The following is a 15,798-nucleotide window of genomic DNA, read 5'->3' as shown; positions in this document are numbered from 1 at the left end:
TATAGCCTTGCGCGCTGCCGCGTCAGCGCTCACGGGACCGCCCACAGAGGGCGTATTGGCGGCCGCGACAGAAGTCGCGGCCGCCATTTTCTCTGTTGCTGCAATCAACCCGAGCAGTAGGTCAGTTCGATCATGGAGCGCTGCGGAACGTCGCCTGGCGCCAGTGACTGCGCGGTTACCGGGTTACCGGGTAAGGCCGGGCACGTCGGGTCAGGGACAGGCAAAACGGTGAGCCCGACTGTCGGATCCTGCATCAGATCGGTGGCGACGTCGATACTTTGGGCGCGTACGTCCTTGATGGTGACCAGGCCACTCGAGACCAGGAGATTCACCGTTGAGCCTTCCGCCACCTCCGTTTCAGCGGCCGGGTCGGTGCTGATCACGGAGCCTGCGGCGCGATCAGGAGAGTTCTCCTTGGAGATCGACCCGGATGCCAGTCCAGCGGCTTCAAGATCGGCTTGCGCCTGTTCGGTTGTCTTATTGGTGACGTCGGGGACAGTGACCCTGGCAGCGCCCAACGAGACGTAGAGCCGGACGACGTCCTTCGGGCGTACCTTGCTGTCCCGGTTGGGGTCGGTTCGAATGACCAGGCCCTCGTCGACGATGGCGCTCTCCTCGGTCACGACGCTGGGCACGAGGTCGAGGTCGTTCAAGGTGTTGACCGCGCTCTCTTCGCTCACGCCGACGAGGTCGGGTATCCGCCGGGACTCGGTCTGAAGAACGGGCGCCTGGCTCAGTGACATCACCCAGATCATGACGGCGACCAGCACGACCGCGATCGAGGTGATGCCTGCCCAGACCCACACGACCGGTGGCCGACGTTGGGTCCTGGTCACCGAGTCGTCACTGGTCAGCTGGCGAAGCGCCTGTTCCGTGCTGGACGATGCCCGAGGGGACGGGCCGAACAGCGCTGCGCTGGCGTCATCGGTGAGGTGAACCGGAATCTTGCCAGCCGCGGCGATCTCGAGGTCGTCGCGGAAGTCGGCGGCTGACTGGTAGCGCTCGAACCGGTCTTTGGCGAGCCCGCGCAGCACAACATGATCGAGAGCCGGGGTCACTTTGCGGTTGACCGAAGACGGCCGCACGGCGGTCTCGCTGACGTGCTGGTAGGCAACCGCCACAGCGGTGTCTCCGCGGAACGGCGCCCGGCCGGTGAGCATCTCGAACAGAACAACGGCGGTCGAATAGAGGTCGGTTCGAGCATCGACGACTTCACCCTTCGCCTGCTCGGGCGAGAAGTACGAGGCGGTGCCGAGGATGGCAGTGGTCTGGGCGACCGTCGCCGAGGAGTCTGAAACTGCCCTGGCGATGCCGAAGTCCATCACTTTGACGTGCTCGTCGGGCGTGATCATGACGTTGCCGGGCTTGATGTCGCGGTGCACGACGCCGGCTCTGTGTGAGTATTCGAGGGCGGTGAGGATGCCTTCAGCGATCGCGACCGCGCGCGCCGACTCCATCGGGCCCTCCGCGATGACAGCTTTCAGGGTGCGGCCGTGGACGTACTCCATGATGATGAAGGGTTCACGTGAAACACGATCGTCGTGCTTCACCGTCTCTTCGCCGGCGTCGAAGACGCGCACGATCGTGGGGTGCGCCATCCGTGATGCCGCCTGTGCTTCCTGACGGAAGCGTGTCCGGAATGCGGGATCGTTCGCCAGGTCGGGTTTAAGGATCTTGATGGCGACGGTGCGCCCGAGTTTCGTATCCGTGCCGCGGAAGACGTTGGCCATGCCACCGCGACCGATCAGGTCTCCGACGAGATAGCGCCCTGCGAGCAGGCGTTGTTCGTCAGCCACTCATGAACTCCTTAGCTCCGACCACGGACGGGTCAGAGATATCTTAGTCGCTGACAAATTCTCATTCTTCGACGGTACGGATCTGCGCCGTGGCCGCCGGCGACGGGTCCGACTCCGAGGAACCGCAGAAGGCGCTGTAGCTGACGCTCAGTGTTCCGGCAGTATCTCCGACGACGACCTCCCCGCGGTTAGAGCTGACGGCGCCGCCGTCGGTGGTCGGCGTGCCGCCGGTCGCTGTGATCCGGTAGCCGAGCATCTGCGTGCCGGCCGGGCACTGAGTGAAGGCCGGCCAGTTGACGATGACCGTTGAGCCGGCGGCGACGTTGACGCACTGGCCCGCCGCGTCACATCCGTCTCCCGACAGGGTCGGAGGGGTGGTGGGCGTCGGGATCTCCGCCATCGGCCCGTACACGGTGACGGTGACGATCTGACCCCTTTGCAGGTTGCCCTCCGGGTCGATCGCGTACACGATGCCGACCTGGTCCTCGGAGGTGGCGGCGTTGCCAGCGGAACGTTCGGAGGCGAGCCCGAGCGCTTTGAGTTTCGCTGCCGCTTCGTCATAGGTGTCGCCGAGGAAGTCGGAGGCACTCACCGCGATGAGGGTGTTCGTCGGAGTCGGCGTCGGAGTCGGCGTCGGTGAGGGCGACGGGACCTCGCTGGGTGTGGACGCGACCGGCGTCGGCGTTGCCGACGTTACCGGGGGGCGTCCTTCTTCCCCCTGGCTGACCAGGGCGATGACCGTGCCGGCGAGGACGATGGCGAGGATGGCGATGAGGGCGATCAGCGGCCAGGTCCACGCGCTGCGCTTCTTCTTTTTGTCACCGTCGGTGACCGGCACTTCAGCGGTCGTCGTGGCGACGTGCGTGGCCCCGAGAAGCTGCGTCGTGGCGTCCGCTCCGGTACCCATCACGGTTGTGGCTCCCGTGAGGGCGCTGCCGTCGGCGATCGCGGGCACAGCGGCGGCCGCGGCGGCGGTGTCTCCTCGGCGGAGAGCCTGCGCTGCGCGGCTGACGTGGGCAGCCGACGCCGGGCGGTCGGCCGGGTTCTTGGCGATCATCGAAAGAACGAGGTTGCGCACCGGTTCGGAGACCGTCACCGGCAGTGCCGGCGGCGCCTCGTTGATCTGCGCCATGGCGATCGCCACCTGGGACTCGCCAGTGAAGGGGCGCTTGCCCGCGAGGCATTCGTAGGCGACGATGCCCAGGGAGTAAATGTCGGTGGTCGGCGACGCGGCGTGGCCGGATGCCTGCTCCGGTGAGAGGTACTGGACGGTGCCCATGACCTGGCCGGTCGCGGTGAGCGGAACCTGGTCGGCGATGCGCGCGATGCCGAAGTCGGTGATCTTGACCCGGCCATCCGGTGTGATCAACAGGTTGCCCGGCTTGATGTCTCGGTGCACCAGCCCGGCGGCGTGCGCAGCCTGAAGCGCCAGCGCGGTCTGGGCGGTGATGTCGAGCACTGTGTCGGTGGACAGCACGTGCTCGCGTTCGAGCATGGTGGAGAGGGCTTCGCCCGGGACGAGTTCCATCACGAGGAAGGCGCTTCCGTCCTCCTCGCCGTAGTCGAAGACGTTGGCGATGCCCTCGTGGTTCACGAGAGCGGCATGCCGGGCCTCGGAGCGGAATCGTTCGAGGAAGTTGGGGTCGCCGAGGTACTCGTCCTTCAGGATCTTGATGGCAACCGTTCGACCGATGACCAGGTCGGTGGCGTTCCACACCTCACCCATTCCGCCGATGGCGATCCGCGACTCCAGTTCGTAGCGTCCCCCGAAGGTGACCCCTGCTGTGGGTCTCATTTATTCAGCACCGCCTCTAGAACTTTCTTCGCAATGGGCGCGGCAACGATATTCCCTGAGCTGTGTCGACCGAGATTTCCGTCGTTCTCGACGACAACCGCGACCGCGACCTCGGGATTGCTTGCTGGGGCGAACCCGGTGAACCACAGTGAATATGGTTCGTCTTCACCGTTCTGCGCTGTGCCAGTCTTCCCCGCCACGTCGACCCCCTCTATTCTTGCACCGTTCGATTGACCGCTTGCGACACTGTTGAGCATCATGTCGGTGACGGACGCGGCGCTTTCGCTGCTCACGGCGTCGTTCATCACCTTCGGTTCGAAGCTCTTGAGAACCTCGAGGTTTCTGCCGGTCACGCGGTCGACGAGTGTCGGTTCCATGACCGTGCCGCCATTGCCGATTCCGGCAGAGACAAGTGCCATCTGGAGCGGCGTAGCTCGCACTTCGTACTGGCCGAACGCGGTCAGCGCGGTCTGTGCGTCATCGAGGTTTTTGGGGTAGACACTGACGCCTGCGGGTGTGGGCAGCGTCATCTTCGAGTTGAAGCCGAACTTCTCGGCGGTCTCGCGGATGGCATCGTCTCCCAGTTCCATGCCGAGTTGGGCCAGCGGAACGTTACAGCTCTGCCGGATGGCTTCCGCCAGGGTGACCGTCTCGCCCGGGCCGCAGGCGAGGCGGTTCCAGTTGTACACGGTGGCGCTGCTGCCGGGGAGTTGGAGGCTGACCGGGTTTGGAAAGGTCGACTCGGCGGTGTATTTTCCGCTTTCGACGGCGGCCGCTGCCACGACCACCTTGAACGAGGATCCCGGCGGGTTCATGTTTCCGCTGGACGCGCGGTTGCTGAGTGGATCGAGTGGGTCGTCCTCGAGCGCAGCGAAAGCGGAGATGACACTCTGCGAATCGTGAGAGGCGAGAACGTTCGGGTCGTAGGTCGGTGTCGACACCATGGCGAGGATCCGGCCGGTGGACGGTTCGATCGCAACTACGGCACCCTGCCGGTCGCCGAGCGCGTCGAATGCTGCCTGCTGCACCGCGGGATCGATGGTCACCTCGACAGCGGCGCCCTTCGGCGCCTGGCCGGCGACGATCCGGTTGATGGTGTCGAGGAATTGCGAGTTCGAGGTGCCCGAGAGGAAGTCGTTCATGTACTGCTCGATGCCCGCGGAACCCTGGGTGGGGCTGAAGTATCCGGTCACAGGGGCGTACAGCTCACCCTGCGGGTATTGGCGCTGGAACACGTACTGGTCACCGGTCGGCACCGACTGGGCGATGACGGTGCTTCCGGCGAGGATCGGCCCGCGTTCGGTGTCGTAGCTGTCGTAGAGGGCGCGTGTGTTCCTGGGGTCGAGGCGCAAGGCATCCGCCTGTACCGCCTGGATAACAGTGGTCGACCCGAACAGGGCAAAGAACATGACGAGGACGAGCACGCTGACGCGCTTCAGTTCGCGATTCATGAGGAGACCTCCTGTATCGGTCCGTTGCGGATGCTGTCGCTCACGCGCAGGAGGAGGGCGACGATGATCCAGTTGGCGACGAGTGATGATCCACCGGCCGCGAGGAAGGGTGTGGTCAGTCCGGTGAGCGGGATGACCCGGGTGACGCCGCCGACCATGATGAACACCTGCAGTGCGATGGTGAATGCGAGGCCGACGGCGAGGAGTTTGCCGAAGTCGTCCTGGCCGCGGAACCCGATGCGGAGTCCGCGTGACACGAACAGCAGGTAGAGGCCGAGGATGGCGAACAGGCCGGCCAAACCGAGCTCCTCACCGAGGCTCGCCATGATGTAGTCGCTCTGCGACAGAGGGGTCAGGTGTGGGCGGCCCTGGCCGAGTCCGGTGCCGATGAGCCCGCCGTGGGCGAGCCCGAAGATGCCCTGGACCAGCTGATAGCTGCCGCCCTGTGCGTCGTAGACCTGTGTGCTGAAGGCGTCGAGCCAGTTCTGGAACCGGCCTTGCACATAGGTGAGGGTCTGGGCTGCGAAGAACGCGCCGACGGCGAACATGCCGACACCGATGACGATCCAGCTGAGCCGGCCGGTCGAGACGTAGAGCACGACGGTGAACAGGCCGAAGAAGAGAAGTGCGGTTCCCATGTCGTGCTGGAACACGATGATGGCCATCGAGAGGGCCCAGACGACGATGATCGGGCCGAGGTCGCGAAGGCGGGGAAACTGCATCCAGAGGAACTTCTTGCCGACCATCGACAGGCTGTCACGGGTGCGCACCAGGTAGCCGGCGAAGAAGATGGCCAGCGCGATCTTCGCGATTTCGCCGGGCTGGAAGCTGACGAGGTCGCCGATGCCGACCCACACCCGCGCGCCGCTCACCTCGCGGCCGATGCCTGGCACGAGCGGCAGCAGCAGCAGCACGAAGGCGAAGGCGCCGAACAGGTAGGTGTAGCGGAACAACACACGGTGGTTCTTGATCAGGATGATGATCGCGATGGCCGCGATGATGGCGATCGCGCTCCACGTGATCTGCCGCGTGGATGCCGCGGACCACCCGCCAGCACCGGTCGCCAGGTCGATGCGGTAGATCATGGCAACGCCGAGGCCATTGAGCACTGTGGCGATCGGCAGCAGCAGCGGATCCGCCTGAGGGGCGATGTACCGCAGGCAGACATGCAGCCCGAGGACGAGTGCGGAGAGGCCGGCGCCCAGGTAGATCAGGTCGAGGTCGATCGTGCCGAGGGCGCCGAGCTGAACGAGCAGGATCGCGACCGAGTTGATGACGCAGGCGAACAGAAGGAGCGCCAGTTCACGGTTCCGCAGTTTAAGCGGCAGCCGCAATTTGCGCATGGTGCGGATCACCGCGGTGTCGGCTCTGAAGTCTTCCTCAGCGGCGGGCACTTCGACGATCCGACCGCCGACGGCGGCGGTTGCGCGGGTTCTCGAGTTGTCTGTCATCATCCATCGTCCTTCGACGTGGTCGTGCGGAGTCGGGAGACGATTTCCCGAGCCTCCTCCAGAGAGGAAGCGCTGATGGTCCGCTCCACTTGTTGGCGATCGTAAGTGGAAAGCATGGAGATCGGAATGCCGGTGTCGTTGTGCTCGGTGGACAGGCTGAACGGACCGATGTCCTGCTGGATTCCCTGGTAGATCACGACGGTGTTGGCGTCGGCACCGACGAAGTACCGGGACTGCGTCCACGCATAGCCCAGCAGGAGAGCGAGGGCGATGGCAAGGGCGAGAACGATCGAACCGACCAGCCAGGTGAGCCGCCGGCGTCTCGCGCGACGGGCATCCTCTTCGATGAGTTCATCGAGGTAGTCGTCCGAGGCGGGTTCGAAATGGCTGGGACCGGACGGTGTGCTGCGGCCGGAGTGCAGCCGGAGCGACGGCAGCAGCCCAGTACGCCGGGGTAGGTCGTTCTGGAACGCGAGCGGGCGTGAGGCAGACCCCACGATGACAGGGGTCTGGGCGCTGGCCGAACGCTCGGCACCGACGTCGAAGATGACGACTGTGACGTTGTCTGGTGCGCCGCCGTCGAGTGCTTTGCGGATGAGCTGCTCGCCGACCTGTCGAGCCGGGAGGTCCTGGGCGAGGGCGACCTGGATCGCGTCTTTGTCGACGACGCCGGAGAGGCCGTCGGAGCAGAGCAGCCAGCGGTCACCCGGGTGCGTGCGCATGACCATCGTGTCGATCTCGGGATTCGAGTCGACGTCGCCGAGCACGCGCATGAGCACGGAGCGACGTGGATGGACCATCGCTTCTTCCTCGGTGATCCGCCCGGAATCGACGAGGCGCTGCACGAAGGTGTGGTCGGTGGTGATCTGGCTCAGTTCGCCGTCACGAAGCAGATAGATCCGGGAGTCGCCGATGTGCGCGATGGCGACTTCGTCTCCGACCGCGACGATGGCATCCACCGTCGTGCCCATGCCGCCGAGTTCCGGGTGTTCGAAGACCGCTTCGGCGAGTTCGGCGTTGGCGGAGCTGATCGCTGTCTGCAAGGCCGCTTCGGCGTCCTGCGCACTGGTGAAATCGGCATCCGCCTGCATGATGCGTTTGAGGGCGATGGCGCTGGCGACGTCACCTCCGGCGTGGCCGCCCATGCCGTCGGCGACGACGAACAGGTGGGTTCCGGCATACCCGGAGTCCTGGTTGTTCGAACGGATCTTCCCCACATGGGAGATGGCCGCAGAGTCGCCTGCTTTGGTCACCGTCTACCGCCGCAGTTCAAAACTGGTCGCGCCGACCTTGATCGGGGTACCGAGAGTGATCTGCGTCGGTGAACTGATGCGTTTGCCTCCGAGGAAGGTGCCGTTGGTGGAGTCGAGGTCCTGGACCATCCAGTCCTCATTCCACAGCAGCAGCTTGGCATGGTGGGTGGAGGTGTAGTCGTCACGGATGACGAGTCCTGAGTCCGGCGCCCGCCCGATCGTCAGTGGGTCGCGACCGAGCGACACCTCGAGTCCCTCTTTCGGACCTGCCGTTATGACGAGCCGGCTGACGTTGTGGATGGTCGCCTTGTCGTTCTTGCGGTTGCTGGGCGGAACCACGGGCGGCGTGGGGTTGTTCGGGAGCACCGGAGGAGCAGCCGGCGGGCGCGGTGCCTGTTGCGGTGCCTGTCCGGCCTGGGCTGCCTGGGGCTTGCGGGAGCCCGGACCGAAGATGTCCGAGCGGAGCGCATAGACGATGGCGAAGACAAAAAGCCACAGAAGAAGAAGGAATCCGATGCGGAGCACCAGAAGGGTGAGTTCACTCACGACGCGGGCCCCCAGAATCCTCCCTCCGCGCCGTAAGCGCGGGTGGAGTCGTCGACGGTGTCGGGTGAACTCGGGGTGGAAGATTGTGCCAGCACTCGGAACACAATACGGGTTCTCCCGATTTGCACGACCGAGTCGGGGGTCAGGGCGACCTGGGTGAACGGCACGCCGTCGAGAGTCGAGCCGTTCGTGGAGCCGAGGTCGCGCGCCTGCGCGCGTTCGCCGTCCCACAGAATTTCCACGTGTTTGCGGCTCGTCCCGGAGTCGTCGATGGTGATGTCCGCGTCGCTCCCGCGACCGATGACCGTGCGCCCCTTGGTGATCGGGTAACGCTTGCCGCCGACATCGAGGACCGGGGTCCACGACACCTGACCCTTCACGTTGACCGAGTCGATTTGCAGCATCCCGTCGGACAGGCTGCCGTCGGACTTCAAACGGATGCTGAGGCCGCCGGCGAACGAGTAGCCCTGGTGGGTCGCGTGCTTCTGAACGAGGCTTGTGAGCTCGTCGATGAGGGCGGGACCGATTCCGGTCATACGCTCGTGATCGTGGGGGGACATGCGCACGACGAACTGGTTGGGAGCGAGGATGCGCTCGCGACTCATCACGGCCGCTTTGGTGTCGATTTCCCGCTTGAGCGCCGAGGTGATTTCGACCGGTTGCAGCCCCGAACGGAAGGTCTTGGCGAACGCGCCGTTCACGGCACGTTCGAGACCTTTCTCGAAGTTGTCCAGAATGCCCACAGGTCTCCCGATCGTGTCAAATGGCTAAGCACATGCTAGTAGGCGGGGCTGAGAGTGCGGTTCGACCGAGGCCTCGGTGGTGAATCGAGCTGGGCGTCCAGCGCCCCGTCGAATGGCGATTCACCCGCCACCATGCTAATCTCGCTGAGTTGACACGCACGTGTCGCAACACTGCGCGAGTGGCGGAATTGGCAGACGCGCTGGCTTCAGGTGCCAGTGCTCGAAAGGGCGTGGGGGTTCAAGTCCCCCCTCGCGCACAGTGAGTAGGTCAGCTTCTCAGGCTGAATCTCTTGTGAAACTCAGAAACAGTAAAGGCCACCGGGTTCCGGTGGCCTTTTTTCTTCTGCGGTGTACGTCCGCCCTGGGGGCAGCCGCACGTTCAACAGGGCATCGCGTCCTGGAACGATGCGTTGAACCTGCTGAACGTGCGTCCGGTCAATTCCGTCCTATCGGCGCGCGTGGAAGCAGGGTCGAATCGCGGCGATACCCGGTTGTGCGAGCTGGTGAATGCCGGGAGTCTTGAAGATTCAAGGACGATGACGACCACGAACAGGAGCAACCGCAATGACAAAGCAGTCGAGGAAGAAGCAGTCAAAGAAGAAGAAGCTGACGTGGAATGAGATGAGTACGGGTCAGAAAGTGGGCGTAATCGCGACGGGCTTGGTGCAAATGGGCCTGGCCACTACAGCGTGGAGGGATCTCGCCAAGCGCTCCGCCCAGCAGGTCAACGGCCCGAAGGGCTTGTGGGCGGCGATCATCGCGGTGAACTGGGTCGGCCCGATCGCTTACTTCATCACGGGTCGCCGGGCGAGCGCCTGAACGGTCTCACGGCATCCCGCCCGAGCCATCGTGACTGTCACGAGAACTCGGCGGGCTCGCTGAAGCGTCACGGGCGGTGTGGTGTCTCCAGTGTTGCGAGGACAGCCTCCGCCATGGTGCCCAGGCGGTCGAGTTGCTCAGCTGATAGAGCGGTTCCCAAATGCCTGGCTATGACGGTCGCTTCCACTTCCCTGCCCCGCGCAGCGGCCTCGCGGCCGACGTCGGTGAGAGCCACGGTCGAGCTCCGGTTGTCTTCGAAGCATGCACCGCGGGCCACCAGACCGCGCGCCTCCATGCGCCGGAGCTGGTGTGAAAGCCGGCTCTTCTCCCACTCCAGTCCGCATCTCAGAGAGATGTCCCGCACGCTGTCATCCGGATTCTCGGAGAGAACGGTGAGTACCTCGAGGTCGGCTTGGGAGAGGCCAGCCACTTCGGACAACTCGCGGTTGAGTCGCTCCGTCAGGCGCACCTGCATGCGTCGATAACTTGCCCACGCCGTCATTCCCGATGCGGGTATCGCCGTCTCCTGAGCAGTCATGTGCCCCATCTTAGTTGACGCATCCACCAAACGGTATAGAGTGGTTGATGAATCAACCAATGTGATTGAATAAAACCTGGAGGCAACATGGCGACGATCGCCGTCATAGGAGTGGGACGCGTGGGCTCTGCGGTCGCCCGCACGGCGCTCAAGGCCGGATACGACGTCCATGTCTCAGGATCCGGCACAGCCGACGACATCGCTCTCCTCGCAGAGATCATCATGCCTGGCGCACGCCCCATGGGAACAGCGGATGCCGTTCTCGACGCGGACATCGTGATCGTCGCGGTGCCCCTGAACAAGTACACGTCGGTCGACCCCAGTCTGCTGGAAGGCAAGGTGGTCATTGACGTCATGAACTACTGGGCGCCTATCGACGGGGAGATCAGCGAGTTCGAGCAGGATGCCGCCACCAGCAGCGAGGTCGTCAGCCGCCACTTCGCCGGTTCTCGCGTCGTCAAGACGCTGAACCACATCGGCTATCACGACCTGGAAGAGCATGCGATCGCGGCCGGCGCTCCCGGCCGACGCGCGTTGGCCGTCGCGAGCGACGACGAGCCTGCAGCGCGGCTGGTCATGGAGATGATCGACCGGTTCGGCTTCGACGCCGCTTATGCGGGGCCGCTGCGAACGGGGCGGGTATTGCAGCCGGGCACGGAGATCTTCAATGGCGCCTTCAGCAAGGCCGAACTCGAGCACGAGTTGACCCTTCAGCCGGCAAGCCAGGCGTAACAGCCACTTCGCCATCAACAACAAGAAACGAGACACACAGATGGAACTCGGCGCCTACAGCTTCGGCGACACCCAACTTGACGAGGACGGCTCGCTTCGCTCGACGTCGGAAGCGATCAAGAATCTCTTCGATGCAATCGTCACCTCCGATCAGGCGGGACTCGACTACTTCGCGGTCGGGGAGCACCACACCTTCGACATGCCGGCTTCCTCGCCGGGAGCTGTCATTGCCGCCGCTGCGGGCGCGACGAAACAGATCCGTCTCGGTTCGGGAGTCAGCGTCATCAGCACGGACGATCCGGTTCGAGTGTTCCAACAGTTCGCGACCGCAGATGCGATTTCCGGCGGTCGAGTCGAGATCACCGCTGGACGCGGATCGTCGGTGGAGTCCTACCCGCTGTTCGGCTACGAACTCCGCGACTACGACCGCCTTTACGAGGAGAAGCTCGATCTGCTCATTCAGGCCAATGAGAACGAGCGCGTGACGTGGAAGGGCTCCGTACGCCCGGCGATCGACGACCTGCCCGTTGTGCCCCGCCCGGTGAACGGCAGACTGCCTCTCTGGGTGGGAACCGGGGGTAGCGCTCCCTCGTCCGTACGCGCAGGCCGCCTGGGCTTGCCGGTGAGCTACGGCATCATCGGCGGGGCGCCGGAGAAGTTCGCGCCGCTCGCCGAGCTCTACCGAAAGACGGCCGAGAAGTCCGGTCACAGCGGCCCGGACATCAAAGTGTCCGTCGCCGCATTGGGTCTCGTTGCCTCGACGAAAGACGAGGCACTGGACCGGTTCTACCCGGGTTGGCGTAACCTCAACATCACCATGGGCAAGCTCCGCGGTTGGCCGGCGCCGGACCAGCGGGCGTATCTGGCGCAGGCTCACGCGCCGGGCGCCTACTACGTCGGCGACCCCGACGACGTGGCGGAGCGCATCGTCCACCTTCATGGTTTCATGGGCCACGTGCGCCACTTCCTGCAGATGGACATCGGGGGTCTGCCGCAGGATCATTTCCTCGAGTCGCTCACTCTCCTCGCCACCGAGGTCAAACCTCGCGTCGAGCGGCTCCTCGCCCGCAAGGCCTGATCCACACCCCCAGAGCCGCCGGAAGGTTTCACAGAGAAATTGGAAGCGAGCACGGTTCGGAGTGCGCCCGCCATTGCCGACAAGGGCGTCAGCTCACGGCCTTCTTCACCAGCGCGACAATCTTCTTCGCGTCGTCGTCGGTCAATTTCGTCAGAGCGAAGGAGGTCGCCCACATGCTGCCTGCGTCGAGCTTCGCCGGGTCGTTGAACCCGAAGGTCGAGTACCGTGACGTGAACTTGTCGGCGCTCTGGAAGAAGCAGACCACCTCGCCGTCTCGCGCGTATGCAGGCATCCCGTACCAGGTCTTCGGCATGAGTTCCGGGGCGTTCTCGGTGATCAGGGCATGCAGCCGCTCGGCGATGACGCGATCGGCGTCGGGCATCTCGGCGATCTTCTCGAGTACGTCGCGCTCGCCCTTCTCTCGGTTCTTGGCGTCGCGCGCATCACGGCTGGCTTCCGCCTTCAGCTCCTTGGCGCGCTCCTTCATGGCGGCTCGTTCCTCGTCCGTGAATCCGCCGGAGGTCTCCCCACGTGCGGTGGATTTCGTTGAGTCGTTCACTGCCGGTCCTTTCTCGCACGATCCGCAATCCGATGAGCATGACTCTAATCGCCGAGCAGGAATGCCACGCTGATGACCTGATGTTGTCGAGTCGCTGGGAGAGTGCCGCACTTTGCCACCAGTTGTCGCGGAGCTTGATCGACAAGCGGGGGCGGGACGCGCGCCAGCGCATCCGCTCGGCTTCGCGCCAATGGCGTTTTAGAGCTGTGTGCCGGTCATGTCGAGCGCGACGATCGTGAATCCAGCCGACTGCACGAGGTTCACCACTTCGCTGCGGAGCGGTTCCACGGCGATGACCGGGATATCGCTGGAATCCACAATCACTCGGGCGAGCTCGCCGAAGTGTTGCACGCGCGCGTTCGCGACGCCCAACCGGCGGAGCCCCGTCTGGGCCATTTCGACCTGGGAGTCCGCCAGGGTGCCGTGAGCGACTGACGAGTCGGCGTCGCGGAGAGGGGCGTCGCGACCCGAGGGGTCAACCGCATGGGAAACGGTCTCATCTGTCATTGTTGGCTATCCCCGGATCGAATTGCCGCAATATCCGCGGCTCATGCCTGTGGCAGCGCGAAGCTGCAAGAAGTTGCCACACTATACGACGTCAGCGTCTGCAATTCGGCTGCGCCACAATGACAACCGGTTGCCGTCGATCGACATAAGATCTGAGGGTGTCTGATTCTTCGGACGGCGTCGATGCCCGTCAGCCCCGCCCGACCATTTACGATGTCGCTGCGGCGTGTGGTGTCGCGGCTTCGACAGTTTCACGGACGTTCTCTCGACCCGGCCGCGTCAACGCGGAGACTGCTGAACGGATCCGCCGGGTTGCAGCCGAGATGGGATATCGGACAACCCCTGTCCCGCAGGCGCTTTCGCCGGCGCGGAGTTCACTGATCGCCCTCCTGGTATCGGATGTCACGAATCCGTTCTTCTTCGAAATCATCCGAGGGGCCGAGGAAACGGCATCGGCCGCCGGCTACACGCTACTCATCGCGGATGTCAACGAATCAGCGGATGCTGAGCGCAAAGCGCTCAACCGGACGCTGCCCCTGGTCGACGGGATCATCCTGGCCACATCGAGGATGTCCGACTCGTCGATTCGCGTGGCGGCCAAGCAGCGCCCAACGGTCGTCCTGAACCGGTCGACGAGTGACATCCCCAGCGTGGTCACCGACAACGCGCGAGGAATGAGACGCGCGGTCGAGCATCTCGCCGATCTGGGACACACCGCCATCACCTACGTCGCGGGTCCGAAGGATTCGTGGGCAGACGGCATCCGCTGGCAGGCCTTCCGTGAAGCAACGTATGAGCTCTCGCTGAAGGGCAGACGTGTGGGGCCGTTCGCTCCGACTCAGGCTGGTGGCCTGACAGCGGCGCACGAATTCACGAAGGGAACTGCATCAGCGCTTGTCGTGTACAACGACCTCATGGCCATCGGGCTCATGAGGGGTTTCGCCAGGCAGGGAATCTCAGTGCCTGACGATGTGTCGGTGGTCGGGTTCGACAACATCTTCGGCTCTGACTTCTGCAGCCCGCCGCTGACAACCGTGGCGGCGTCCTTGCACAGCCTCGGAGCGTTCGCTGTGCAAACCCTGCTCGTCGAGCTCCGAAAGCCAGCATCCACCGTCTTCGTTCCTCCGAAGCCGTTGAAAGTGGCGCTGCTTCCGTCGCAATTGCTGATCCGCGAGTCGACCGCGCCGCTGATCGCTCCTCTTCGCGGCGACACGGTCCCGGACGGGATCGTGGACTCTGCCGTCGCGGCCCCCAGGTGATCTGTCCGGCGACAAGTGATGGCAACTGGTTGCCACGATCGCGCCGACCTGAATAAATGAGAACCAACAGCGGCGGCCTTCGCCGCTGTTGCTCATGTCTACACACAGCACGGCAACGGCGCCCGCCCCACTGTCTCTGCAGCCGACTTCTCGGTTGCGGTCTCCGGGAGAAAGCGTCTGCCACATAGCCCACGCACCCAAGGAGACACCCATGCGAATCACATCGCGGTATTTCGTAGCCCCCACGGTCGGCTTGCTCGCCCTCGCGCTCGTCGCTTGCAGCAGCCCGGCACCAGCCGGCACCGAGAAGGAGGCACCCGTCGAGAAGACGACCCTGCGCCTGGCGCTCAACCAGACCGAAGAGCACCCGTCCTTCATCGCCCTCGACGCGTTCGGTGAGCGACTCCTCGAGGCCACCGACGGCCGTTGGGACATCGAGGTGTTCCCGAACGAGACCCTCGGCGCCCAGGCCGAGACCCTTCAGCTGGTCGGCGACGGGGTCGTCGACATGGCGATCGTCTCCGGCGCACAGCTCGAGAACCTCTCCAAGGACTTCATCGCCTTCAACCTCCCCACCGTCTTCGACTCGGTCGAGCACCAGATCTCCGTCGTCAACAACCCGGAGGTCACCGCTGACCTGTACTCCTCGCTCGCGGACGGCAACAACATCTCAGTAGTCGGCGGTTTCACCCAGGGTGCCCGCAGTATCTACACGAAGAATGCGCCGGCCGAGAGCCCGGCCGACCTCGCCGGACAGAAAATTCGCGTCCAGGAGAGCGAACTCTTCCTCTCGCTTGTCAAGTCACTCGGAGCATCCCCGACTCCGATGGCCTTCGGTGAGGTCTACACCGCACTCCAGTCCGGCGTCATCGACGGTGCCGAGAACAACGAAGTGTCGTACTTCACGCAGAAGCACCACGAAGTGGCACCGTACTTCTCGTACACGAAGCACCTCATCGGACTCGACTACCTCATCATCAACAGCGGGAAGCTGGACGGCCTGACCGAGGAAGATCGTGCAGCGTTCGACGAGGCGTGGACCGCCACGTACGAGCAGCACACGGAACTGTGGACCGAGGCCACCGAGAAGGCGATCTCTGACGCCGAAGCGGCTGGGGCCACCTTCACCGAGGTTGACTCCGACGCGTTCGCCGATGCACTCGAGCCGCTGGTCGACCAGTTCCTGACCGAGCCCAGCCAGAAGAAGCTGTACGACGCAGCACGGGACGCAAGCAAGAAGTAATCCGCCTACGCCCGCGTGGTCGGGAGGG

15 protein-coding genes and 1 tRNA gene are annotated in these 15,798 nt (G+C 64.3%); 6 read left to right on the top strand and 10 right to left on the bottom strand.

What is annotated here, in order from left to right; translation table 11 throughout:
- Window positions 1–104: 104 nt before the first annotated feature.
- From pknB to ACLQ62_RS02690, 7 genes are all read right to left on the bottom strand, one after another.
- Window positions 105–1,796: a Stk1 family PASTA domain-containing Ser/Thr kinase gene (gene pknB / locus ACLQ62_RS02720; protein WP_411720125.1), complete on the bottom strand. Its 1,692-nt coding sequence runs from the start codon at window positions 1,794–1,796 to the stop codon at window positions 105–107.
- Window positions 1,797–1,857: 61 nt separating this feature from the next.
- Window positions 1,858–3,591, bottom strand: a complete 1,734-nt coding sequence (locus ACLQ62_RS02715; protein ID WP_411720124.1) for a serine/threonine protein kinase — start codon at window positions 3,589–3,591, stop codon at window positions 1,858–1,860.
- Window positions 3,588–5,042, bottom strand: coding sequence for a peptidoglycan D,D-transpeptidase FtsI family protein (locus tag ACLQ62_RS02710; RefSeq protein WP_411720123.1), 1,455 nt, complete (start codon window positions 5,040–5,042; stop codon window positions 3,588–3,590). The genes ACLQ62_RS02715 and ACLQ62_RS02710 overlap by 4 nt, the downstream gene beginning before the upstream one ends.
- Window positions 5,039–6,385, bottom strand: coding sequence for an FtsW/RodA/SpoVE family cell cycle protein (locus tag ACLQ62_RS02705; RefSeq protein WP_411720126.1), 1,347 nt, complete (start codon window positions 6,383–6,385; stop codon window positions 5,039–5,041). Before ACLQ62_RS02705 ends, ACLQ62_RS02710 begins: the two co-directional genes overlap by 4 nt.
- A 107-nt stretch (window positions 6,386–6,492) precedes the next feature.
- On the bottom strand, window positions 6,493–7,746 hold the full coding sequence (locus ACLQ62_RS02700; protein ID WP_411720122.1) for a Stp1/IreP family PP2C-type Ser/Thr phosphatase: 1,254 nt from the start codon (window positions 7,744–7,746) through the stop codon (window positions 6,493–6,495).
- Window positions 7,747–7,749: 3 nt separating this feature from the next.
- Entirely contained in the window at window positions 7,750–8,292 is a 543-nt protein-coding gene (locus ACLQ62_RS02695; protein WP_411720121.1) for an FHA domain-containing protein, read from the bottom strand.
- Complete coding sequence (locus ACLQ62_RS02690; protein ID WP_411720120.1) at window positions 8,289–9,035, bottom strand: FhaA domain-containing protein; 747 nt, start codon at window positions 9,033–9,035, stop codon at window positions 8,289–8,291. Before ACLQ62_RS02690 ends, ACLQ62_RS02695 begins: the two co-directional genes overlap by 4 nt.
- 173 nt (window positions 9,036–9,208) lie before the next feature.
- Between ACLQ62_RS02690 and ACLQ62_RS02685 the strand changes: the two genes are divergently transcribed.
- Window positions 9,209–9,292: transfer RNA gene (locus ACLQ62_RS02685), tRNA-Leu, on the top strand.
- 307 nt (window positions 9,293–9,599) lie between these two features.
- Window positions 9,600–9,854: a PLDc N-terminal domain-containing protein gene (locus tag ACLQ62_RS02680; protein ID WP_411720119.1), complete on the top strand. Its 255-nt coding sequence runs from the start codon at window positions 9,600–9,602 to the stop codon at window positions 9,852–9,854.
- Between the two features lie 67 nt (window positions 9,855–9,921).
- Here ACLQ62_RS02680 and ACLQ62_RS02675 read toward each other — a convergent pair whose 3' ends face one another.
- Window positions 9,922–10,392: a MarR family winged helix-turn-helix transcriptional regulator gene (locus ACLQ62_RS02675; RefSeq protein ID WP_411720118.1), complete on the bottom strand. Its 471-nt coding sequence runs from the start codon at window positions 10,390–10,392 to the stop codon at window positions 9,922–9,924.
- A gap of 87 nt (window positions 10,393–10,479) precedes the next feature.
- Between ACLQ62_RS02675 and ACLQ62_RS02670 the strand changes: the two genes are divergently transcribed.
- Both ACLQ62_RS02670 and ACLQ62_RS02665 read left to right on the top strand, forming a co-directional pair.
- Complete coding sequence (locus tag ACLQ62_RS02670) at window positions 10,480–11,124, top strand: NADPH-dependent F420 reductase (RefSeq protein WP_411720117.1); 645 nt, start codon at window positions 10,480–10,482, stop codon at window positions 11,122–11,124.
- Between the two features lie 40 nt (window positions 11,125–11,164).
- A complete protein-coding gene (locus ACLQ62_RS02665) occupies window positions 11,165–12,202 on the top strand; it encodes an LLM class flavin-dependent oxidoreductase (protein ID WP_411720115.1) in 1,038 nt (345 codons plus the stop codon).
- Window positions 12,203–12,290: 88 nt separating this feature from the next.
- Here ACLQ62_RS02665 and ACLQ62_RS02660 read toward each other — a convergent pair whose 3' ends face one another.
- Window positions 12,291–12,761 (bottom strand): iron chaperone, encoded by a 471-nt coding sequence (locus tag ACLQ62_RS02660; protein WP_411720114.1) that lies wholly within the window; start codon window positions 12,759–12,761, stop codon window positions 12,291–12,293.
- A 198-nt stretch (window positions 12,762–12,959) separates the two neighbouring features.
- Entirely contained in the window at window positions 12,960–13,268 is a 309-nt protein-coding gene (locus ACLQ62_RS02655; protein ID WP_411720113.1) for a hypothetical protein, read from the bottom strand.
- 158 nt (window positions 13,269–13,426) lie between these two features.
- On the opposite strand from ACLQ62_RS02655, the gene ACLQ62_RS02650 reads away from it, so the two are divergent.
- Both ACLQ62_RS02650 and ACLQ62_RS02645 read left to right on the top strand, forming a co-directional pair.
- Window positions 13,427–14,527, top strand: coding sequence for a LacI family DNA-binding transcriptional regulator (locus ACLQ62_RS02650; RefSeq protein WP_411720112.1), 1,101 nt, complete (start codon window positions 13,427–13,429; stop codon window positions 14,525–14,527).
- Window positions 14,528–14,738: 211 nt separating this feature from the next.
- Window positions 14,739–15,770, top strand: coding sequence for a TRAP transporter substrate-binding protein (locus ACLQ62_RS02645; protein WP_411720111.1), 1,032 nt, complete (start codon window positions 14,739–14,741; stop codon window positions 15,768–15,770).
- Window positions 15,771–15,798: the final 28 nt, after the last annotated feature.

Source organism: Mycetocola sp. (genome assembly GCF_046716805.1).
Classification (GTDB): Bacteria; Actinomycetota; Actinomycetes; order Actinomycetales; family Microbacteriaceae; genus Mycetocola_A.
Note: the sequence above shows the minus strand (reverse complement) of the source record. Positions and strands in the feature narration are given on the sequence as shown.

What these genes read in the sequence shown, in the direction of transcription:
- ACLQ62_RS02715 (WP_411720124.1), bottom strand. Translation starts at nt 3,591, where the DNA reads ATGAGACCCACAGCAGGGGTCACCTTCGGGGGACGCTACGAACTGGAG.
- ACLQ62_RS02705 (WP_411720126.1), bottom strand. Translation starts at nt 6,385, where the DNA reads ATGCGCAAATTGCGGCTGCCGCTTAAACTGCGGAACCGTGAACTGGCG.
- ACLQ62_RS02665 (WP_411720115.1), top strand. Translation starts at nt 11,165, where the DNA reads ATGGAACTCGGCGCCTACAGCTTCGGCGACACCCAACTTGACGAGGAC.
- ACLQ62_RS02670 (WP_411720117.1), top strand. Translation starts at nt 10,480, where the DNA reads ATGGCGACGATCGCCGTCATAGGAGTGGGACGCGTGGGCTCTGCGGTC.
- ACLQ62_RS02710 (WP_411720123.1), bottom strand. Translation starts at nt 5,042, where the DNA reads ATGAATCGCGAACTGAAGCGCGTCAGCGTGCTCGTCCTCGTCATGTTC.
- ACLQ62_RS02645 (WP_411720111.1), top strand. Translation starts at nt 14,739, where the DNA reads ATGCGAATCACATCGCGGTATTTCGTAGCCCCCACGGTCGGCTTGCTC.
- ACLQ62_RS02655 (WP_411720113.1), bottom strand. Translation starts at nt 13,268, where the DNA reads ATGACAGATGAGACCGTTTCCCATGCGGTTGACCCCTCGGGTCGCGAC.
- ACLQ62_RS02675 (WP_411720118.1), bottom strand. Translation starts at nt 10,392, where the DNA reads ATGACTGCTCAGGAGACGGCGATACCCGCATCGGGAATGACGGCGTGG.
- ACLQ62_RS02680 (WP_411720119.1), top strand. Translation starts at nt 9,600, where the DNA reads ATGACAAAGCAGTCGAGGAAGAAGCAGTCAAAGAAGAAGAAGCTGACG.